General features: G+C 56.1%; 14 protein-coding genes. 6 read left to right on the top strand and 8 right to left on the bottom strand.

Annotated features, from left to right (window positions below):
* The first annotated feature begins 374 nt into the window (after window positions 1-374).
* Window positions 375-674, top strand: a complete 300-nt coding sequence (locus tag C495_RS17045; protein WP_193788020.1) for a DUF6360 family protein — start codon at window positions 375-377, stop codon at window positions 672-674.
* Window positions 675-719: 45 nt separating this feature from the next.
* Here the strand turns inward: C495_RS17045 and C495_RS17040 are convergent, their stop codons facing one another.
* The 3 genes from C495_RS17040 to C495_RS17030 form a co-directional block, all read right to left on the bottom strand.
* A complete protein-coding gene (locus tag C495_RS17040; protein ID WP_008165198.1) occupies window positions 720-1,061 on the bottom strand; it encodes a CBS domain-containing protein in 342 nt (113 codons plus the stop codon).
* Between the two features lie 357 nt (window positions 1,062-1,418).
* A complete protein-coding gene (locus tag C495_RS17035) occupies window positions 1,419-2,954 on the bottom strand; it encodes a TrkH family potassium uptake protein (protein WP_049890419.1) in 1,536 nt (511 codons plus the stop codon).
* An 84-nt stretch (window positions 2,955-3,038) separates the two neighbouring features.
* On the bottom strand, window positions 3,039-5,312 hold the full coding sequence (locus C495_RS17030) for an amino acid permease (protein WP_008165195.1): 2,274 nt from the start codon (window positions 5,310-5,312) through the stop codon (window positions 3,039-3,041).
* A gap of 415 nt (window positions 5,313-5,727) precedes the next feature.
* Between C495_RS17030 and C495_RS17025 the strand changes: the two genes are divergently transcribed.
* The gene (locus tag C495_RS17025) at window positions 5,728-6,513 is read left to right on the top strand and encodes an Lrp/AsnC family transcriptional regulator (RefSeq protein WP_008165194.1); all 786 of its coding nucleotides are present in this window, start codon (window positions 5,728-5,730) and stop codon (window positions 6,511-6,513) included.
* Window positions 6,514-6,532: 19 nt separating this feature from the next.
* Here C495_RS17025 and C495_RS18645 read toward each other — a convergent pair whose 3' ends face one another.
* Window positions 6,533-7,657, bottom strand: a complete 1,125-nt coding sequence (locus C495_RS18645; RefSeq protein ID WP_083902515.1) for an ATP-binding response regulator — start codon at window positions 7,655-7,657, stop codon at window positions 6,533-6,535.
* A 64-nt stretch (window positions 7,658-7,721) separates the two neighbouring features.
* Between C495_RS18645 and C495_RS17010 the strand changes: the two genes are divergently transcribed.
* Both C495_RS17010 and C495_RS17005 read left to right on the top strand, forming a co-directional pair.
* Complete coding sequence (locus tag C495_RS17010; protein WP_008165190.1) at window positions 7,722-8,513, top strand: winged helix-turn-helix transcriptional regulator; 792 nt, start codon at window positions 7,722-7,724, stop codon at window positions 8,511-8,513.
* A 360-nt stretch (window positions 8,514-8,873) separates the two neighbouring features.
* Window positions 8,874-9,533 (top strand): queuosine precursor transporter, encoded by a 660-nt coding sequence (locus C495_RS17005; RefSeq protein WP_008165189.1) that lies wholly within the window; start codon window positions 8,874-8,876, stop codon window positions 9,531-9,533.
* 242 nt (window positions 9,534-9,775) lie between these two features.
* Here the strand turns inward: C495_RS17005 and C495_RS17000 are convergent, their stop codons facing one another.
* The 3 genes from C495_RS17000 to C495_RS16990 all read right to left on the bottom strand — a co-directional run bounded on the left by C495_RS17000 (window position 9,776) and on the right by C495_RS16990 (window position 15,335).
* Window positions 9,776-11,122: a hypothetical protein gene (locus tag C495_RS17000; protein ID WP_008165188.1), complete on the bottom strand. Its 1,347-nt coding sequence runs from the start codon at window positions 11,120-11,122 to the stop codon at window positions 9,776-9,778.
* Window positions 11,115-14,747, bottom strand: a complete 3,633-nt coding sequence (locus tag C495_RS16995; protein ID WP_008165187.1) for an AAA family ATPase — start codon at window positions 14,745-14,747, stop codon at window positions 11,115-11,117. The genes C495_RS17000 and C495_RS16995 overlap by 8 nt, the downstream gene beginning before the upstream one ends.
* Window positions 14,748-15,095: 348 nt before the next feature.
* Window positions 15,096-15,335, bottom strand: coding sequence for a DUF2161 family putative PD-(D/E)XK-type phosphodiesterase (locus tag C495_RS16990; RefSeq protein WP_008165186.1), 240 nt, complete (start codon window positions 15,333-15,335; stop codon window positions 15,096-15,098).
* A 562-nt stretch (window positions 15,336-15,897) separates the two neighbouring features.
* Here C495_RS16990 and C495_RS16985 point away from each other — a divergent pair.
* Both C495_RS16985 and C495_RS16980 read left to right on the top strand, forming a co-directional pair.
* Entirely contained in the window at window positions 15,898-16,221 is a 324-nt protein-coding gene (locus tag C495_RS16985) for a helix-turn-helix domain-containing protein (RefSeq protein ID WP_152418935.1), read from the top strand.
* A gap of 152 nt (window positions 16,222-16,373) precedes the next feature.
* On the top strand, window positions 16,374-17,252 hold the full coding sequence (locus C495_RS16980) for a hypothetical protein (protein ID WP_008165182.1): 879 nt from the start codon (window positions 16,374-16,376) through the stop codon (window positions 17,250-17,252).
* A gap of 649 nt (window positions 17,253-17,901) precedes the next feature.
* Here C495_RS16980 and C495_RS16975 read toward each other — a convergent pair.
* Window positions 17,902-19,062, bottom strand: coding sequence for a tyrosine-type recombinase/integrase (locus C495_RS16975; RefSeq protein WP_049890417.1), 1,161 nt, complete (start codon window positions 19,060-19,062; stop codon window positions 17,902-17,904).
* Window positions 19,063-19,179: the final 117 nt, after the last annotated feature.

The following is a 19,179-nucleotide window of genomic DNA, read 5'->3' as shown; positions in this document are numbered from 1 at the left end:
ACTCCAATAGCAATGACCTCCGGCAGGATCAACCGGAATGCTATATACTCCCGACCATTGTCGGGAGGGTTCATTTGGCGGTGAATGTTAAGATACACACTCACACATAAATGGGTCCACGTTCGGTGACCGCGATCGACGACCGATCAGGCGTCACCGAACTACCAAGGCTAACATCAGACCCCATCTATACGGCGGACCGCAGGTGTGGAGTCCTCATCTTCTGCGTATTATATCGATAATCCCCGGTTACTATATAAGGCCTACGAACCGACTCCCTCAACGTGTGTGTGTACCAACCGCATATATAACACGTGCAGGGACGATTACAGCACGAATATAAGTATGTTCGAACGGTCTAGCGCGGCAGATAGATGGCTGACCGACTAATGAAAGTCAACGCGTACACGACGCTCGATCTCGTCGATGCTGTCGCAAAAGGACACGACTTCGAAATGGAAGCGTTCGCTGTCGTGAACGCAACAGCAGACAAGAAGAATCCTGATTGTGTTCAGTTACAGTTCGAACTCGACAACATGACCGAGGAACATCTCCCTGCGCACATGGAAACGATTCAGTTAACGCCCGCGCAGGCGCGCGAGATCGCAACAGATCTCGAGAAACACGCAAAACGAGTCGAAGAAGCAACCGGGGACGACGAAGAAACGGCTTGAGCGCCATCGACAGCTGAACGAGTTCGTCTGCCGAGTCGGTAGTGGTTAGGACAGTTGGGCGGCAACGTCGGTCGAAGAGACCATACCGATGTAGTCGTCGCCGTCAGTAACCGGAAGGTGTTTGATACCGAAATTGGTCATCATTGCAGCAACCTGCTGGAGGTAGAGGTCTGGTGGGACAGTCTCGACTGACTTTGTCATCACGTCAGACACCAAGAGATCAGCTGGTGCATGCCCATCAGCAGCAGCAGCAACGATATCAGTACTCGTAATGATAGATGCCGGATCCGTCGAGACAACGAGCGCACTGATTTCATGATCAGTCATCAGTGTCGCAGCCTCCTCGAGTGTCGCATCTTTCGAGACCATCTCCAACGGTGTCGACATTACGTCGTCCACAGTTTTATTCGTAGTAGTCACGCATGCCTATACGAAAGCCACAGTCATGTTTTTTCCGAATGGAACAACTCGGTCGGACTACGCTGTCAACGCCACCCTAGTTTTGCCTGTGTGTTAAGAAAAATAGGCAGTATCCATAGAATAGCGACCGATCAGTCAATTTTTACCCAGTGTTAACGATATTGAGTAATAACAGATAGGGTGAGGATGAACGCCAATGGACATGGCGTGTCTGTCAACCACACACTACAGTCCGTGACCGTGGCGACCGAGCACCCGATGGACCCTGATACCGTCAAACGAGGATTCATACTCGAGTGGAGTCTCAAAATCGTAGATAGACGGTTAGCTTCGCCAATAAGCAGCGGTCAACAACACGAGAACGGGGAAGATCTCGAGGCGACCGATCCACATATAGAGGATCAGCAGCAGCTTCGAACTGATGGGGAAGTCGACGTAGCCACCCATGGGTCCGACAACACCGAACCCCGGACCAATATTTCCAATCGTCGCGAGTGATGCAGTCACAAGGTCGATCGTGCCGATATCGAATCCGACACGCGTGGCATCCGCAGCGAGCAAGAGGAAACCGACGAAAAAGATTGCGAGATACAACAGCGTAAAAGCGTAAATCCCGCGGATCGCTTCCTCTTCGAGCGGTTTCCCGTTCATCCGGACCGGGCGAACTGCTTCGGGATGGATCGTCGTAAACAGCTCTCGTTTGAGCGATTTGAGAATAACCAGCCAGCGGAGGATTTTGATGCCACCACCAGTCGACCCAGTCGAACCACCAAGGAGCATCGCGAACAACAGCACCACCTGCGCCGGTCCGTTCCAGGCGTTGAAGTCCATATTCGCGAATCCGGTCGAGTTGGTCAGCGATGCGATCTGGAAGGTCGCATAGCGGGCGGACCGCTCGAGGTGGCCACCGATTTGTCCGGTCTCCGGTGTCGACAGAGCGGCATCGAGAAAGAGCATTACCGTTCCGAGCAGCGACAGGACGGTGACGGCAGCGAGATAGAACCGGAACTCATTGTCCCGGAACAGCGTTCGTGCGTCACCGGAGATGACGTGCCACCATAGCACGAAGTTGACTCCTGCAGCGAACATGAACGGGACGATCAGCCACTGCACTGCAGGCGAGAACGCCTCGACACTCCGAGCCTCGGGCGAAAAGCCACCCGTCGGGAGCGTCGTGAGACCATGAGCAATGGCGTTGTAGACGTCCATATTCGGTGCGAAACCGAGCAAGTGGAGTCCGTATAGAAGCGCCATCAAGAGAAGCGTGAGCGCGATATACGCGAGCCAGAGCACTCGAGCGGTTTCGGCGATGTGTGGGGTCAGTTTCGAAATGCCAGGCCCAGGCGTTTCGGCCTTCATAAGCTGTGCGCCACCGACAGCCATCTGCGAGAGGATAGCGACAGCGAGAACAATGATACCCATCCCACCGAGCCACTGGGTGAGCTGGCGCCACATCAGCATCTCTCGAGAGTGGGTCTCAAAGGAGATATCGCCCATCACGGTTGCACCCGTCGTCGTGAAGCCGCTCATACTTTCGAACAACGCGTTGACCGGGTGGGCGAGCGTCCCATTGCCAGCGAGAACGTATGGGACTGCACCGAACACCGAGGCTAACAGCCACGTGAGCGCAACAACCATGAACGCTTCTCGCGCCCCCGGAGTCGGATCTGGGTCGAGTCGTCGAAGTAAGAGCCCAAATCCGGCAGTCAGAACCATCGATGCCACGAACACCCACAGGTCCTCGGCGCCGTACTGTACGGAGACGACAATCGGAATGACGAATGCGAGCGAAAGAGCCGCGAGGACCGTTCCAACGAGGCTCAACCCTGCCCGCCAATCCACTCGAAGCTGTCTTCTCATCTACAGTGCCTCAGATCGTTGACCGCCTTGACGGCGACGAGATGTTCATTTCATTCGCTCGGTGTTCAGTTTTGAGAGCGTGTCTCATCGTTCTAACCGTTGGATTACTGCCTGACGAAGTGTTCGCGGTGTTCGTTGTTCACCACGTGTCATAAGAACTGTTCCAGTGCTCTCGTCGACGATACGCTGTGGGATCGATCCGTACAACGCTTGGGCGACAGCGCTGGACCCCGTTGCACCGACACAAACCGTATCGTACTCCGTGACTTCTGTGACGAGCGTCTCACTGAGATTGTCGCTGACCACGACCTGAGATTCATATTCGTGTTCCTCAAGTCCACCGGCTGCTGCGACATCAGCAATCATTTCGCGACCGACATCAACCGGATCGACGTCATCGTCATCCGGTTCTGGCTGGACATTTAGCAGCGTCAGTGTACTCTCTGGGAACGCTCGCATGAGTTCACGGGCGCGTGCTGCAGATACCGGCGCATGTGGCCCGCCCCCGGCGAGCGTTACAATGTCACCAAGTGAGTCGCGCGGATCTTTGACGAGCGTTACGTCACACGGAGCGCGCTCGAGGACGGGGTCGATCGTCGAACCGAAGAGGACATCTCGACGACGCCGTTCACCGCTCCACCCAAGCAACACGTGATCCGCATTTTCTTCAGTGAGGACTGACAGAAGAGTATCTCCAGCATGACGGCCAACAATCGCCCGTGTTCTGACTGGAACATCGAGTTCCTCAGCGACGTCACGAGCGTTCTCGAGGAGTGCCTGTTGGCTCTCAACCCGCTCTTGTTCGAGTTCGATCTGTGCTGGCGACATCTGTGGCGGGACTTCGATTACGTTGATAGCCACGAGTTCGGTTTCGCCGTCCTGACTCGCGGCACTGGCCGCTGCGTATTTGATGAGCAGTTGCTGCGTTTCGGGGTTCGAAATCGGGACGACGACACGATAGACGTCCTCGTCAACCGTTGTCTCAGACGGTGCAACGGCCTCACCAATAAGCGTCGTGGAGAGTGCCTGCTCTTTCGCATAGAACTGATACCAGAGAATCCCAACGACGACGACTCCGGCACCGATCAGCTGGACCTCCCACGCCATCTGTAGCATGACGATGAGGCAAGCGAGTGAACCAAGAATCGGAACGATGGGATAAGCGACCGAGGGAATCTCGAAATCCGGCTCATATCCGTCTGGTTCCGCTCGGCGGAGTACGATGACGGCAACGTGAACCAAGGCGTAGGTGATCAGGAACATAAAACTCGCCACGTCGGCGAGCGTGTCGATCGGCAATGGACTCGCGATGAGCGCGAGGATCACGCCGCCGGTAACGAGGATCGCCCGATAGGGCGTCCGGTACGTCGTGTGGATCTTATTGAGCCAGTTCGTGAGAACTCGATCACGTCCCATCGCGAAGTTGACGCGCGCGGCGGAGAGGATCGATGCGTTAGCCGAGGATACCGTCGCGAGAATCGCTCCGACGATCATAACGAGCGAGCCGACAGTCGCAAACTCAAGAGTGTACTCGCCGACGGAAATCGAACCGAACATTCCCGCTGCAGCGGCCGCAACAGTCGCAACGGGAACGGAGGAGTCTGCCAAATCCGGAATTTCAAGGATTCCCGTGCTCACGAGCATAACGAGCACATAGAGGATCGTCGGTGTCACAACGGCAGCAATCATCGACAACGGAAGGTTACGCCCGGGATCTTCAATCTCCTCGGCGCTGGTGGCGATCACCTCAAAACCAATGAACGTGACAAACACGGTCCCAGCGGTTGCGCCGACAGCCGGCCAACCCTGGGGTGCAAACGGATCCAACAGTCCGGGATCGATAGCCAGCAATCCGACGAGAATAAACACGATAATCAATCCGAGCAACAAGACAACAATGACGTTCTGTAACGAGCCAGTCTCTTTGACGCCACGATAATTAACCGCGACGAGCAGTGACGCCATCGTCACCGCAGCGAAAACGACGAGCAATGCGTCAGATGGCTGATTTAGAAGGTACTGACCAAACCCGAGCATATAAAATGCCGTTGCGAACATCAGGCCAGCCCACATCCCCCAGCCAACGATCGTCCCGAAAAAACTGCCAAGTGCGTGGTTTACGTAATAATAGCTGCCACCGGCTTTCGGCATTCCCGTCGCAAGTTCCGACAACGAGAGCGCAGCGAGCAGGGCAACCACGCCACCGATCATAAACGAAATCATGCTTGCCGGCCCCGCACTCTCCGCGACGATTCCGGGGAGCACGAAGATACCTGCCCCGATCATCGTCCCTAACCCGAGCGTGTACGCCTCGAGAAAGCCGAGATCTCGAGCGAGATCTGCACCGTCATCGCTCATGGCTATCGGCCTCCCCCATCAGCCCCCACAAAGGGACACCGACGAGATACGGTTCCCGGTTGCCAGTGAATCATGCAGCATCGTATCCCCGTATCCAATATAAAACCACCGACTATATTTCTATATCAAAAATAGAAGGGGTACAATATTTCGAGATAGAAGACAGAGTGCTTAGTAGCTTGTTACGCAAAAATCTAAACGAGATTCTCAGACAGCTAGCCATACAAGAGAGTCGAAAAAGAGCGACCATGATCGAGCGTAGCTATAGTAACAACTGAAACGGTTTACACACAGATCGCACAGCTATCGTACGATCTGGTGTGCAGTGACGTTCAGTGGCTATTATAGAACCCTCCTTGCTTTTCGTATTCGAAAACACCACAGGTATATGGTTTTGCTTCACGGATAATGTCCCATGACTGGTGGCTCGAGAGAAGACTATCGACTCGACCAGATAGATCGGCAGATCATATACAAACTGATGGTCGACGCCCGGAATGCATCGGCTCCGAAAATAGCCGAGGAGGTTGGCGTAACCGGGGCGACAATCAGAAACAGAATCACCAACTTGGAAGAACACGGGCTGATCGAGGGCTACCATCCGACTATCAATTTCGAACGGGCTGATGACTCGCTGATGAACCTCTTTCTCTGTCATACTGCGTTCGGCAATGTCGAAACTGCCGCAAGACAACTGGGAGCCGTTCCTGGTGTGATCAATGTACGGGAATTGATGGGTGGAAGAATAAACCTCCACGTGCTCGCAGTCGGCTCCGACACGACGGATCTTAGACGTATCGGCCGTGAGATTGAGAACCTAAACATCGAAATCGAAGACGAGTACCTTTTGCAGAAGGACCATCATTTCCCCTACTCACCCTATGGTCCCGATAACGGACGACGCGTGGAGCCACTGGCAGATTACATCAGCCTCACTGGCGGTGCAGAGGTGATCGAAGTGACTGTACACGAAGGTGCGCCAATCGCTGAAAAGACACTCCAAGCCGCCGCCGAAGAAGGTATCTTGGATGATGATACACTCGTGGTCGCAGTCGAGCGTGATGACGACGTCCTCACACCACAGGGCCACACCACGATCCAGCCCCAAGACATCGTAACAGTGTTCTCACCGGACAGTTCCGGCGACCCTGCGTTAGATGGGTTCCGAGAGCCATCGACGACGGATCTAGAATCCAATTGATATTGCCGAAAAGTCGGTACTAACGGTCTGTTTCACTGATATGGAGCTGTATCACCGACCCGGAGGGGGTGTTCTCTCGGACAGCGACAGCGATTCCAAACCTCGAGATGATCATCGATGCCAGCTGCAGTCCAACATTCCCTCGAGGGATCGTGACGTCCGTGTCATCACTTGCTGTCAGGAGAGTTTTGTGTTCCGCTGCCAGCTCCGACCCAGTATTGCTGATGGTAACGACTGCATCACCGTCGACAAGCTCGGTTGTAATCGAGACAGCTCCCGACGGAGAAGTACGGTCGACTGCGTTGTAGAGGAGAGAGGTGATCGCCATCCGAAGCGAGGGTGGACAACCAAAACTAGCCGCGTCGGAGTCCGTGTGATGTTCGATCGACGTGCCGGTTGTCTGCTCAACACGGCTGATCGCAGTCGAGACAAGCGCTCCAAGCTTATGCGTCGGACAACCGTCACCAGTTACAGCTGAGTCAGTAAACTCAGCAGTGATATCGATTGTCTCTTCGATATCGCGTGCGGCATCGAGAATCGACGTGATCGATCGATCGCTGTACTGATCGGACTCAGCGAGTTGATCGACCTGTCCGACGATGACGCTGATATCGTTTCGCAGTTGACGCCGAACAATCTGGTTTGTGAGCCGAAGGCGGTCGGTTGCATCGAGCAGTCGGTGTTGTATCTCGTGTCGTTCCACCGCGTATCGGATCGTCCGAGCCAAAAGCGCGTTCGTGAGATTGCCTTTGTAAATATAATCTTGGGCACCACGCTGTATCGCAGCGACTCCGAGTTCACCCTCGTCTCGGCCAGTAAGAACGACAACCGGAACAGGCGGGGTACGACGAACAAACCGATCAAGTGTTTCGATACCACGACTATCCGGCAAATCGAGGTCAAGCAACACGACATCTGGAGCCTGTGTGTTAGCGTGGTCGATCGCTTCGGAGAGCCGTCTAACAGGCGAGAGGTTATTCAAATCGAGGAGTTGGTCGCCTTCGGTACCGTAGTGCTGTGACGACGGTGATTGGCCGTGTGGATCAGGGGCTGCCGAGAACGCCCACTCAACGAGGCGGATGTCGTCGGGGTTGTCTTCAACGAGCAAGACATTGAGTGGCGACGCAGTAGATAATCTCGACATAGCCCCTTTCAAATAAGAGTACTACTTGAGAAACACATATATGTTAGTTAGCCGGTAACACCGTATGGATCGTCGCACGGTGTTGGTGCCACCGAGTGATCGGCTCTCACTCGAGGTACTTGAATTACTTTCAAATAAGTGGGAACCCGCAATCATCCTCACGCTTCTCCATCACGAGCCGCTTCGTTTCAACGAACTTGAATCGGCATTGCCAGATATCTCTGCAAACATGCTCACGACAGCGCTTGCATCGCTCGCCGAACACGGATTGGTTCAACGACAGACCATCAGCGACACACCACCACAGGTCGAATACGAACTGACGGATTCCGGTCGTCAGTTGAAACCGGTCTTTTCGACACTCAGTACGTGGGGACAAGACCACCTCGAAACACCGACTCCAACGGCTGTCGTCGCCGATTGTGACGACCGACTCACGGAGTTGTACGGCGAGTGGTTAGCTGCGACCTTCGATGTCACATCCGTCAACACCACCGCAGAGCTCCGTGAGTCGCTGGTCAACGCCCCGGAACTCGTCGTTGTTGATATCGCTCTGTGGGACGGTTCGATGTACGAATTCGAGACGTACTGCCCGACCACAACCCGGCGGATGTTGCTTGTCGGCGACCGTCCAGACCTGTCACTGGCAGCGTGGCACTGTGATGATGTTCTACGGAAGCCGATCCGGAAAACAGAACTCGTGAGCCGAGCCAAAGCCCAACTCGAGTGCATTGGCCAGTCAGAAACTGAACGCGACTGTGCCGGAACCGAAGCGAAGTTATCGATTCTCGAGTCGATCTATCCACAGTCACAACTGAAAGCGGAGGATCTTACTGCTCAGTTTTACGATGAGTGAGCGAGTTCGCCGCCCCACCGTGGGCGGGGATGAAGCGCGTGCACTCGGTTGCGTCACATATAGTACCAACTGAAACGATGTACACACTGGTCACACAGCCAGTCGTTTCTCGACACCAGCTGCAGTATGTTTGCTGTGCTCGAGTGGTGATCCACTCAGCACGAAACTTCCGGATGCCCTTGACGAGTCTCTGATCCAGATCCGAGACCTGCTCTTGACGCGTCGTCTTGGTCAACCAGCAGGACTATATTTTGCAACTGTAGTCTCCCAGTATGGCTCGAAGAAGATCAAAAGATGCGTCGGGTAGTATTAGACTACCAACCGGTGAGCTGAGATTTCAAATGAAGGCGGTGGTTCAGTATGCAAAGTGAGGATACTCGAGCGATTTTTACTGCTCTCTTCGCCGGCTCGGTCGTTCTTGCGAACGTGCTGGCGGCAAAACTGACGTGGATCGAGTTACCTGGCATCGGTGGCGTCGCCGTCCCAGCTGGGTTCGTTGCGTTCGGCGTCGCGTATCTGGCGTCTGACTTGCTTGTTGAATACCACGGACGTGAGTACGCGGCATCAGTCGTCAACGGGACCGTGTTCACCCTCGCGATATCGTACCTGCTGGTCTTTTTGGCGATTTGGATGCCAACGGCACCGTTCTACGACGGGCAATCGGCGTTCGTGGCTACGTTGGGTGATTCAGCGTCGATCATCCTCGCGTCAGTCGTCGCATTGGCGATTGCTCAGCACATGGACGTACGGTTGTTCTCGAAGCTCAAAGCTCGCACAGCCGGTCGCCACCGATGGATACGGAACTGCGGATCGACCGCTATTAGTCAGGGCGCGGATACGGTCGTATTCATCACACTCGGGTTCGCAATCTTCCCCGCTCTCGGGCTTGGTAGTGATCCGACATGGGGATGGGCGCTAGTCTCGATCGTCGTTGGCCAGTACTTGGTCAAGTTGCTGGTTGCGATTGTTGATACGGTGCCGTTCTATGCAGTGACGGAACTCATCGAGCAGAAGGCCTGAGACTATTCGTTCGCTGCAATTTTCACTCACAAACAGCGGCGGAAATTGGATCTGAATGGCACAAGTACGCTCACAAGGTGGCCCACTGCTCATCGAAGGAGGGTTCCGGATAACTGCAGAGACACCAGTGGCGAGTTTGGTCAACGCCAATAGTAACAACTGAAACGAGTTACACACTGACCGCACAGCTGTCGTGCGGTCAGGTGTGCAGTGAATTTCAGTGGCTACTATAGATTCGTACGTTACACAACTTCTCGAAGAATCGTTTCTAACTCATCTTCCAACTCGGAGGCCTGAAGGATCGCTATTTCTCGATCGGATTGTGCCTCGAGTGATGCAGTCTCCTCAGCGAGATCTTGGACTACCAAGAGCCCGTTCCACCCAGAGCCGAAGTACTCGCCATCGTCACGACCGAACACGAAGTCCTCGTTGACTCGCAGGAACGCGAGGTACTCGAGTGTCTCCTTAACACCCCGTCGAATCGTGTCCTCGTTGGTGCTGTTTTTCACCTCGACGATCAGGTACTCATGCTCGTTCTCGTCCTCGGAGATGATCTCGAGGACGATAACGTCGGGGCGACCAGTGTGGTTCTGATAGTCTTTGCCGAAGTAGTTGCCCGCAACCTCCTGTGCGACGAGTTGGACTTGATCTGTTCGTGAGGGGTTCTCCGTGTCCGCATCTGGAACAGCGACAAAGGAGAGATCACGGTCTCGAGCGGAGTTGTCGTGGTAGAGTGCAATCTCTTTCTCGCCTTCGAATCTGGCGACTTCCTGACGGTCGGTCGCGATCGTTTTGAACTGTGGCTGACTCTCTCGCATCTCCTCGAGCGTGGCGACGAAGCGAAACAGGACGAACAGCTCGAAGAGCGCGTCCGTGTCGTCCGGGGCGATAGCGGTTTCCTCGAGCAGTCTGCGGATCTCGTCAGGTTCACCCCGAAGCAACCGTTGGCGGCCTCTGAGCAGAGCGGCTGCGTTTCGATACACTCCGTGGCGCGAGTCGGCGGCCGTCGTCAGCATCCGCTCGGTTGGCTCGTAGGTTTCGGGGTCGCGGATCCGTCGAACGTGGACGTTCCGGTCGACGATCCGTTGGAGTTCGTCGATCAAGTCCTCGCTTCCCTTCCACGTCTCACTCACCCAGTCGTAGTCCGCGCGAAGATACTCTTCGGCCTCCCGAATCGTGCGATGTACGACGGAGATGAGTCGCTTGAGAACGAGGTTTTCGGGGATATCGTAGTCCACCGAGCGATTGTCGCAGACGAAAATTGAGCTATCTCGAGGGTACTGTGAGTAGCGCTTTTTGATCGTGTCGCCCCAGTTGATTCGTCCGTCAACGGTCCCGCGTCTCGTACGCGACGTCGTGCGGGTCTCAGTGCGAATGCTGCGCAGGTGTTCCGGGAGTTGCCTGACGAACTCGACGACGTCGTCCTGAAGGATGAAGTGGAGATCGAGGAGGAGTTCGTACTCCTCAAAGCGCTCGTCTAACTGCTCGGGCTTGATCGAGCGGGCAAGCTCTCGCTCTGGGAACGACCCTTGCATCGCGTATGCGAGGATGTCGCTGGTGAGCTGCTCGAGGAGTTGGTCTCTATTCATTCGTGGCGAGTGAGACCTGGAGCATCTCTCGGGCTGCACCGTGGAGCAGCGACGTTTCGATATCCGGAACCGAAGCGAGTTCTCTGACGATCGTGTTTCGCTTTGGAACGCCCTCTAGCTGTGGGAAGATGTAGCTGATAACTGCCTGTGTGAGGTGGTATGGAAGGTGGTCGTCGGGATGTTGGGTGACGTACTCGAGAACGTCTTTGATGATCGCGGGTCCGATCGAGCGTTCCTCGACGGCCGTGTTCGCCTGGCGCCACACCCGACCGACTGCGCCAGCTTCTCGTCGCGTGATCTCAAGGTCCCAGGCCTCCGCGTAATCCAAGACGATATCCTCGACTGGATCATCGGAGTCCGTTGCCTCCGGGAGCGTTGGTGCTGGAACGCGGACGAACGCGAACCGGCGCATGAATGCGTAGCTCATTTCGTAGAGCGAGGTCTTGTCGTAGGCGTTCATCGTCGCGAAGATGCGCCACGAATTGGGGACGATGTACTGATTACTGGTAGGGACTCCCTCGAGGTCGTCGTACGTGGTGAGTTCGACTTCGCGCCCTTCGACGGTGTATGGGAGTTGGACGGATTGACCCGAGAGAAGGGTGAACAGTTGGCCGAAGGCCTTGTCGATGTCCGCCCGATTGAGTTCGTCGATGACGACCAAGTCGTTCGACTGTGTGCCTGTTTGCGTGTTCTTGAGACGGTTGAGAACGATCCCGGGCGTAAACGAGAGGTCCTCGCCGTCCTCGGTGGACTCGCTTGGCATATAGCCGCCGACGGTATCGAACGTCGACCAATCTGCGGTCGCCGTGGTCATCTCGAAATCCGAGTACAGGTATGGGTGTGTTTCTGCGAGGTGTTCGCAGACGCGTTCGGCGATTTCGGTCTTCCCCGTGCCCGGCGGTCCCGTGAGTAGGATATGTTTTCCAGCTCGGAGCGCAGTCGAGATCTGCTCGAGGATTTTCTCGCCGAGGTCGTCTTCGAAGTGCAGCCCTTCGAGGATGTCATCCGGGAGTGTGCTCTCGAGTGGTTTGTGTGGGTTGATCGGTGCGACTTCGGTCAGATCGGTGGCCATCGCCTCGAGAAGCGCTATGGGGCGATCATAATCGATTTTCCCGTCATCCGTGCGGAACGCACCGAACATCGATTGGACGGGGAACGCCGTTCCGGAGGCATTCATACAAAGCTGGTTGGCCGATTCGATCGGAAGGCAGTCCGCGGTGAGTGCACTGAGTTGATGCTCGATGACTGCCGGTTCCTTTTCGGTGATGTTTCGCGTGGTATCGATGTCTTCGACAGCACCGGTGAGGAACATTCGCTCGAGGCTTGCGACCATCGGAAACGTTTTCGTTTCTTGGTGTTCGTCCCACCACCACGGGTCAGACTTTTCGAACGTTTCGCCGATGATGCCGGCACCGATTACCCCGCTTGGTTGGTCCGAGTGATCGGTGTTCGCTGGTTTTGCTCGAGAGTGGAACAGAACAACGTCGCCGTTCTCGAGCCGATCCCATTGATCGCGGGAACTCGTTTCGAACGAGATCGACGCGAACTCGACTGCCGTAAGCCAGTAGTCCGGTGGTGCAGTGAACTTGTAGATCCCCGGTTCGGTGGTCTGGATATGGGTCGCCAGTGGATGATCTACGTTCGATGGTTGATCGGGACGTTCGTCGGGCGTTGTGTACGCTTCCTCGAGAACGCTATTCAGACGGGGCTGATTGAACGGTCCCGACATGTCGGAGTCGTCTTGGACGAGACGAATCCCACAGAGGAATAACGTCTGGGCGGGTGTAAACGCATCGAGCGTTCCGACCCCGAGTTCGGCGGCTTTTGTCTCTAATTCCGACTCGAGGTGCTCATACGTGCGGCGGATCTGATCGAGTTTCGCGGCGGTGTCGGGGTCGACCTCGTCCGCCGGTCGGAATCCCCTGAGTGCGTCGGACCAGTCTTTGATGACTGCTTCACCGATGTGGTTTTTCAGCCACGCCGACTCGTCTTCCCCGTGAGTTAGCTTCGAGTGGACGTCCTCGAGTGCGTGCTCGAGGGAATCGTACTCGGAGATTGTGTCGTTGTTCTCGGAATAGAGTTGCCGTCCTTTGATCTGGTCAATGAACGTCTTGGTCGAGGCATACTCATCGTGGAAGGTGGATCCGTTCCGATCGAAGTTGATCGCGCTGAACGTGTCGTTCGGCCAGCCTTTGAACCCAAGCGTATCCCAGAAGGATTCTCGGTCCAGTTCGGCCTCGTAGATCGGCTCGAGGAACATGACATGGGGAAAGACCACGTCGGTGACATCACCCCAGCCCACTGCGTCGGTGAATGCAACTGCCCTTTCTTGATCCAAAACCGTTGCATGAGCAACACGGGCGATAATCGTATATTCACCTCCTCGACGTCCCTCGCGGTCAGCGAACAACAGACAATCTCCCTCCGTGGCGGGTTCGTCTTCCTGATTTCCCCATACTCGGAGGGTGTCGTGTTCGATCGGCGGATCGTAGACGGCTTCCACCTCGCTTCGTGGAACACCCTCGATCACCGTCCGGTCGAAATTCGTTCGAATCGGGCCATCGCCGTTCTTCACGGGTACCTGATAGACTGTCGGATCGGTGAACTGGCGAAGATCGGAGTTTCTCGAGGGGCGGTCGTCTGTGGCTGTTGGTTGATGGCTGGTCTGATCGGTTGTGACCGGTGCGAGTTTGAATCGGATCCCGTTCCGAGCGTTGCCATTCGAATCGGAAATCTCCTCGAAGAAGTGGCCGGCGTACATGAACTGGCCGACATACTGCACACCTTCGGTTTCCATCGTGAAGAAGTGCAGTTCCCGTCCGTGCTCGAGATGGCTTCGAATTGCGCGGTTCCCGCGTTTCATTTCCATGTCGCCGACCTGCCCTTCACCAGTGTAGATCACGGTCCCGTCCGAGCGAATCACGTCCTGATAGCCGTGCTCCTCTCCAGTGCCGCCTGTGAAGAGAAAGACGACGGGTGCGTCTCTCGAGGGCGCGATTCCGCCCTGGATGCTGCCACCGTATTCTGTGTGGAGAGTCTGACGGTTGTAGGTTGAGCCGGGCTCTAGCTCTACAGCAGAGACACCGTGGAGTTGGTCGGCGACTGCCTCACCGGCTTCAGTGAGTTGGTTGTGCTCGTCTGTTCGCTCCACGTAGCCGATCATCTGCAGCCACTCGCGGTGGCGTGTCACCACGCCCGGCGTCTTCATCTGGCACTCTTCGAACTCGCCAACGAGCAGTTCCATGAGGTCCTCGTCGGTTCTGGACTCGAGAGCTAACGCACGAACGATCGTATCGAAGCCCTTGACGCTCGTGCGAAGCGCGTTGTACAAGACGATCGGATCTCGCTCCCTGAGATAGCAGCGACCGGTTCGTGTACAGGAGTATGTGTCGTCTTGGCTCTCGATGAGTCCGAGTTCCTCGATGAAATTCAATCGGTCCGCAACCGAATCGGGCGTCTTCGCGTTCGTCTCGGCGATGATCCAGTCGACGACCTCGTGTCGTGGTACTCCTTCGGTGTTCTCAGTAGATTGAGTAAGGTGCGAGAGTAGATCCGTAAAAATATCCAACCGTTTCTCAATACCTCCGTAGAACCGAACGGTAGACATTCGGCGCTCGTCTGTCATTCTTTCGTAACACGAGACAGCAGCTTCTCATAAATCCTGTTGAACAACCGATCAGAGGAACAAACCTCGAGCAGAACAGTTCAGCCGTTACGATTCCCGGACCGTTTCGAGCAGGTCTTCTGCTAACTGGTTGTTGACATTCTCGAGAACAGCCATCAGCGTAGACGTGACCCGGTTTTCACCCTTCGTATATGTCGAGATGAGAGGATTCGTCAAGGAACACTCGGTATCGACTGTAACAAGTACTTTGTCCTCTAGCGGAGTGGGTCACGTCGTCAGCAAAGCCATGGACTCACAGTCTCGCGGGGAATGTCGGAAGACAATGCAGATCCGGCGAACAGTCTCAAGTCATTCTTCAGCAGGCTCAAGTTCACTCGCGTCGAGTTCCTCGTCGAGAAATTTCTTTCCGTCTTCTGTAAGCCGATAGAGGCCGCGGGATAGGCGCTCAACGAGCCCATATTGACTCATTTTTGAAAGTCGGTCGCGAGCATAGTTTGCAACAGTAACGTCGAAGTCCTCGAGTGCACGTGGTGTCATGTTCCCTTCTTCACGCAGTGTCTCGAGGATTTCTTCATCGACCTGCGTCATCCAGTCAGCTCGCTTCCTGGGCACATTTTGTGATCCTACTGTGTAACTCATAGCTATATCGGTGTCATACTGTTCACAGTGCAAGCACTTGTAGCTATTCTCTAATTACTATCTTTGGCTGTGGATTGCACAGTAAGATTTTTGTGATGATAGCCTAAACAACCGATTGGAAGCCAAGTCACGTAGAGCACCCCCAGAAGTGCCGACGTGTTGCAGCACGTCGGGCGCAGCTTCCAGCCCCTACCAAGGGAATCCAGAAGCATGCGACAAGAGAACTCCCGGACCCATAATTGTAGGGTCCACGACCCACGAGTGTCGACTGGCCGTCACGACGATGGCCGTACAACCACCCGCAGTGCAGACCAAGACACACGACCGCGTGACACTTCTCGCCCAGTAGAATCCCCCCGCGCGATCACGCACGCCCATCCAGACGACAGGGGTGTCGAGATCCTCAGTCCAAGCGATCACGAGGAGGTAATCATCGCCGGCGAGGATGCCGTCATTCTCGAGCCCACGCGAGGTGATCAGTGATGGCCCACAGCAACCGCAACACCCGGCTGTGCACCACGAAGACAAGGTCGAAATCGGGCTGCCGGATGCTCCAAAGAAAGCCAAGCGTGCTGGCCGCGACGAGATGATCCGTCGGATGTCCGCTCACGGCATGGCACACACGCAGATCGCCGAAATCACCGGCTACAGTCGGAGCACCGTCGACATAGCCGTCAATCGCGCCCGTGCACTCCGGATCGACGATGACGACGACATCGAAGTCGACCTGGCGGCGGTCGCCACCCGGCTCTCGGCACTCCTCGAGTTGATCGACCAATCGCAGTCGCGATCGGGCAACGGAAACACCACGATCGCCAACGCCAGCGGGGACTGATCGCTCGGCAAGAGGGAAGACACCCGCTGGGTGACTGATCCACCGCCAGTACGTGCTGGTTAGCTGTGAGTCTCGCATCCTCAGTGTTCTCAGCGGCCTCGTTTTCCTGATTCAGGGGTACCGCCCGCTCAGTAGTTCGAGTATTGAGACCAATGTCCACAGACACTACCGATTCAACGACTGCATCACTCTCAGACCAGTTCGCTGCCGAACTCGCCCAGCTTCGCGATCGTATCGATGCCCTCGAGACGGAACTCGAGAAAAAAGACGCCCGGATCGAGGATCTCGAGACTGAACTCAAGGCGACTCAAAAAGAAAACACAGACATCGAAGATCGCCTCAAGGACCTCGAAGACGCACAGACGCCCATCGAGGCACGCCTCGACGCCCACGAAAAGAAACTCAACGCGACCAAAGACCGCGTCGGTGAACTCCAAGCACGCGAACTCGAGAAGGGCGCCCATCTCCTCGAGGAGCACGTCGACGAAGATGAGATCGACGTCGTGGATGGTCGTCTCGAACGCATCCGCAAAGACGACGGCGAGCGCTACTTCCGACTGCCCGAGAGCGATGATCCACTCGAGCGTGGCGGGGACGTCGCCCTCGCACACGGCGATCTCCTGCCGATTCAACAACTCGCGAAGCTGGACGAGGATATGCTCCGGGCCACGACATCTACACTCCCCTCACGGCTCGCTGCGAAGCTCTGGAAGGCGCGTGCTGACCCAACGGTTGGAGACAACCCGTGGAAGCAAGGGAGCGCAAGCGTCCGCGAGTACGTCACTGCTGGCGATCTGAAACACTGGATCCGTCGTCAAGAGGAGGGAATCAGCGACGAGTACGCCAAGAAGCTCGTCTCTCGGACGATCGATGCGATCCTCACCCTCTCCAAAAACCGACTCGCGATCCGTAAACGAACCCAGCGCAAGAACGGCCTCGAGTACACCGAACGCCGACTGGTCCTCGGGACAGACGCTGCGATCCCCGGTGAGATGACGGGCTCGAACGGAGAGAGTTCCGGAGACAGCTGACGTCTGCGGCTAGCCACCGACACTGGCTCGATTCCAGCCTCGGGAGAGGCCAAAAACTCTCAGGAAACGACGTTTGATACACACGACCGCAGTTGGTTGGTGGGTTGGTTAGTTGTGGGTCTCCCTTCTCGAGCAGTCTCGGCAGTCTAGTCAGTAGACGGTCTTAGATGGCTATCTGAAGACGACGGCTGTCCACGGGACAACAATCTCGTCAAAATCGAACTCGAGTTCACACCACCGCTAGACACAGTTTCTTCCCTTCCCAGTCGACCAACAGCAGTTCCAATGGGGACCCCCTGGTCTTTCTCACTTGGTTTTTGCCGTAACAGACCCCGGTATCGAGAGAATTCCTGTGCTATAACGCCTCTACAGAACGTACGGCATCGCCTCGCCGAAAGAGCAGTGTTACAGCAAACGCAAATCTGCCGTAACACCGTCCCGTCTGGCGTTTTTTCGATAGCACGTTCGGGCACCACGGTCTGTGCCGTAATTCGCTCGGGAAATGCTGTACAACGACTTCGCGACCGGTTTCAGCAGAGCTCATGCTATTCCTCGAGTATCCCTTAGTGACTCAGTCTCAGCCTCTCGCAAAGTTGCGGTTTGACAGAACATTGAGGAAAAGTCCACGACTTCAGTCGTGTGGAGCCTGTCAATCGTTTTCGAACACCGCCGTGTTGTCCTCGGCTAATTCGCTCGTTTCGATATGCGAGTACATTTCACTCGTCGTCTGGGGATCAGCGTGGCGAAGCGTCCGCTGGGCCTGCTCGTGGCTCACCTCTCGATACAGGAGTTCGCCGACGCCACGCCGCCCACCGTGAAGCGTGAGATACTCGCCGTCCTCGAGCGCCAACCCGGGGACGGCCGCCTGCCTGCTCAGTCGCTTCAGCACGGATCGACCACCCTCAGTCGTGATCGCAGGCGGCGTAACGCCATACTCGAGCGCGATCTCCCAGTGATGGCGCTGTGCAACCAACCGATCGCGTTCGCCAGCACCGAGCGCCGTCCGAATCCGCCTCGAGAGCGTCGGAACGTGCATCGAGGGAAAGACCGGCCACTCGCCGCTTGGGGGATCGTAGGCCTCACGCCAGCGCTCGAGCGGCCCGACGACCTGCCCGGGAAGTTGGGCTGGCTCACGGTTCTGGTTCTTGCCGAGAATCCAGCAGACACCCTCCTTGAGGTCGACGTCGTCCCACTGCAATCCAGTTCGGCGTGAGTCAGCCGGGTCCTTCAGGACCTCGCCCCCACGGACGCCCGAAAAGGCGATTGTGGCGACGAGTGCGCGATCCCGAAGGCGCTTGTGCAAGATCGGTTTCGGGGCGACGGGATCTCGATAGGCGCTGGCAGCGCGTCGTCGAACGTACTCCAAAATGGTCTGGCGTTGTTCGGGTTGCCAGAACTGCCGGTCGTACTCGCCACTCGAGGGGCGGTCGGGCATACTATCTCGAGCCTGTGCTTTCTCGGCTGGGTTGTCAGCGATGTAGCCCCATTTGACCGCCCACGACAGGAACGCCGAGACGTAATCGTAGTACGTCCAAGCGGTTGTCTCAGTGATTCCACCGTCGACGTCGTTGGATTTGCCGGCTTCGATGCGGCGAGCGAGGTGGCTCGCGTAGCCGGCCATCGTTCGGTCGGAGACATCGCCGATCGTCTCGACGTCACGACGCTCGCAGAATTCGATCCAGTCGATGACGACTCGCTCGAAGTTCTGGCGGTAGTTCGGCGAGAGTGTCCCTTTGTTCTCGAGACACGCTGACAGCACGTCCTCGAGTCGCGCCCCCTGTCGTACAGCCCCGGAAGTGCTGGAATCCATCGACTTCGATGGCCGTACGGCGTCGGGGACAATAAGGGTACTTGTAATTACTCGCCTAATCTAAAGTAGGGTATATCTCTCCACTACTCCTACGAATACACTCGTCTCGAGTGTTGT

This window comes from Natronorubrum sulfidifaciens JCM 14089 (genome assembly GCF_000337735.1).
Lineage (GTDB): Archaea > Halobacteriota > Halobacteria > Halobacteriales > Natrialbaceae > Natronorubrum > Natronorubrum sulfidifaciens.
The sequence above is the reverse complement of the archived record's forward strand: the minus strand, read 5'-3'. Positions and strand labels throughout refer to the sequence as shown.

Excerpts from the sequence above, each read along its gene's own strand:
- C495_RS17025 (WP_008165194.1), top strand. The coding sequence starts at position 5,728 with ATGACTGGTGGCTCGAGAGAAGACTATCGACTCGACCAGATAGATCGG.
- C495_RS17005 (WP_008165189.1), top strand. The coding sequence starts at position 8,874 with ATGCAAAGTGAGGATACTCGAGCGATTTTTACTGCTCTCTTCGCCGGC.
- C495_RS16980 (WP_008165182.1), top strand. The coding sequence starts at position 16,374 with ATGTCCACAGACACTACCGATTCAACGACTGCATCACTCTCAGACCAG.
- C495_RS17000 (WP_008165188.1), bottom strand. The coding sequence starts at position 11,122 with ATGAATAGAGACCAACTCCTCGAGCAGCTCACCAGCGACATCCTCGCA.
- C495_RS16975 (WP_049890417.1), bottom strand. The coding sequence starts at position 19,062 with ATGGATTCCAGCACTTCCGGGGCTGTACGACAGGGGGCGCGACTCGAG.
- C495_RS16990 (WP_008165186.1), bottom strand. The coding sequence starts at position 15,335 with ATGACGCAGGTCGATGAAGAAATCCTCGAGACACTGCGTGAAGAAGGG.
- C495_RS17010 (WP_008165190.1), top strand. The coding sequence starts at position 7,722 with ATGGATCGTCGCACGGTGTTGGTGCCACCGAGTGATCGGCTCTCACTC.
- C495_RS17030 (WP_008165195.1), bottom strand. The coding sequence starts at position 5,312 with ATGAGCGATGACGGTGCAGATCTCGCTCGAGATCTCGGCTTTCTCGAG.
- C495_RS18645 (WP_083902515.1), bottom strand. The coding sequence starts at position 7,657 with ATGTCGAGATTATCTACTGCGTCGCCACTCAATGTCTTGCTCGTTGAA.
- C495_RS17035 (WP_049890419.1), bottom strand. The coding sequence starts at position 2,954 with ATGAGAAGACAGCTTCGAGTGGATTGGCGGGCAGGGTTGAGCCTCGTT.
- C495_RS16995 (WP_008165187.1), bottom strand. The coding sequence starts at position 14,747 with ATGACAGACGAGCGCCGAATGTCTACCGTTCGGTTCTACGGAGGTATT.
- C495_RS17045 (WP_193788020.1), top strand. The coding sequence starts at position 375 with ATGGCTGACCGACTAATGAAAGTCAACGCGTACACGACGCTCGATCTC.
- C495_RS17040 (WP_008165198.1), bottom strand. The coding sequence starts at position 1,061 with ATGTCGACACCGTTGGAGATGGTCTCGAAAGATGCGACACTCGAGGAG.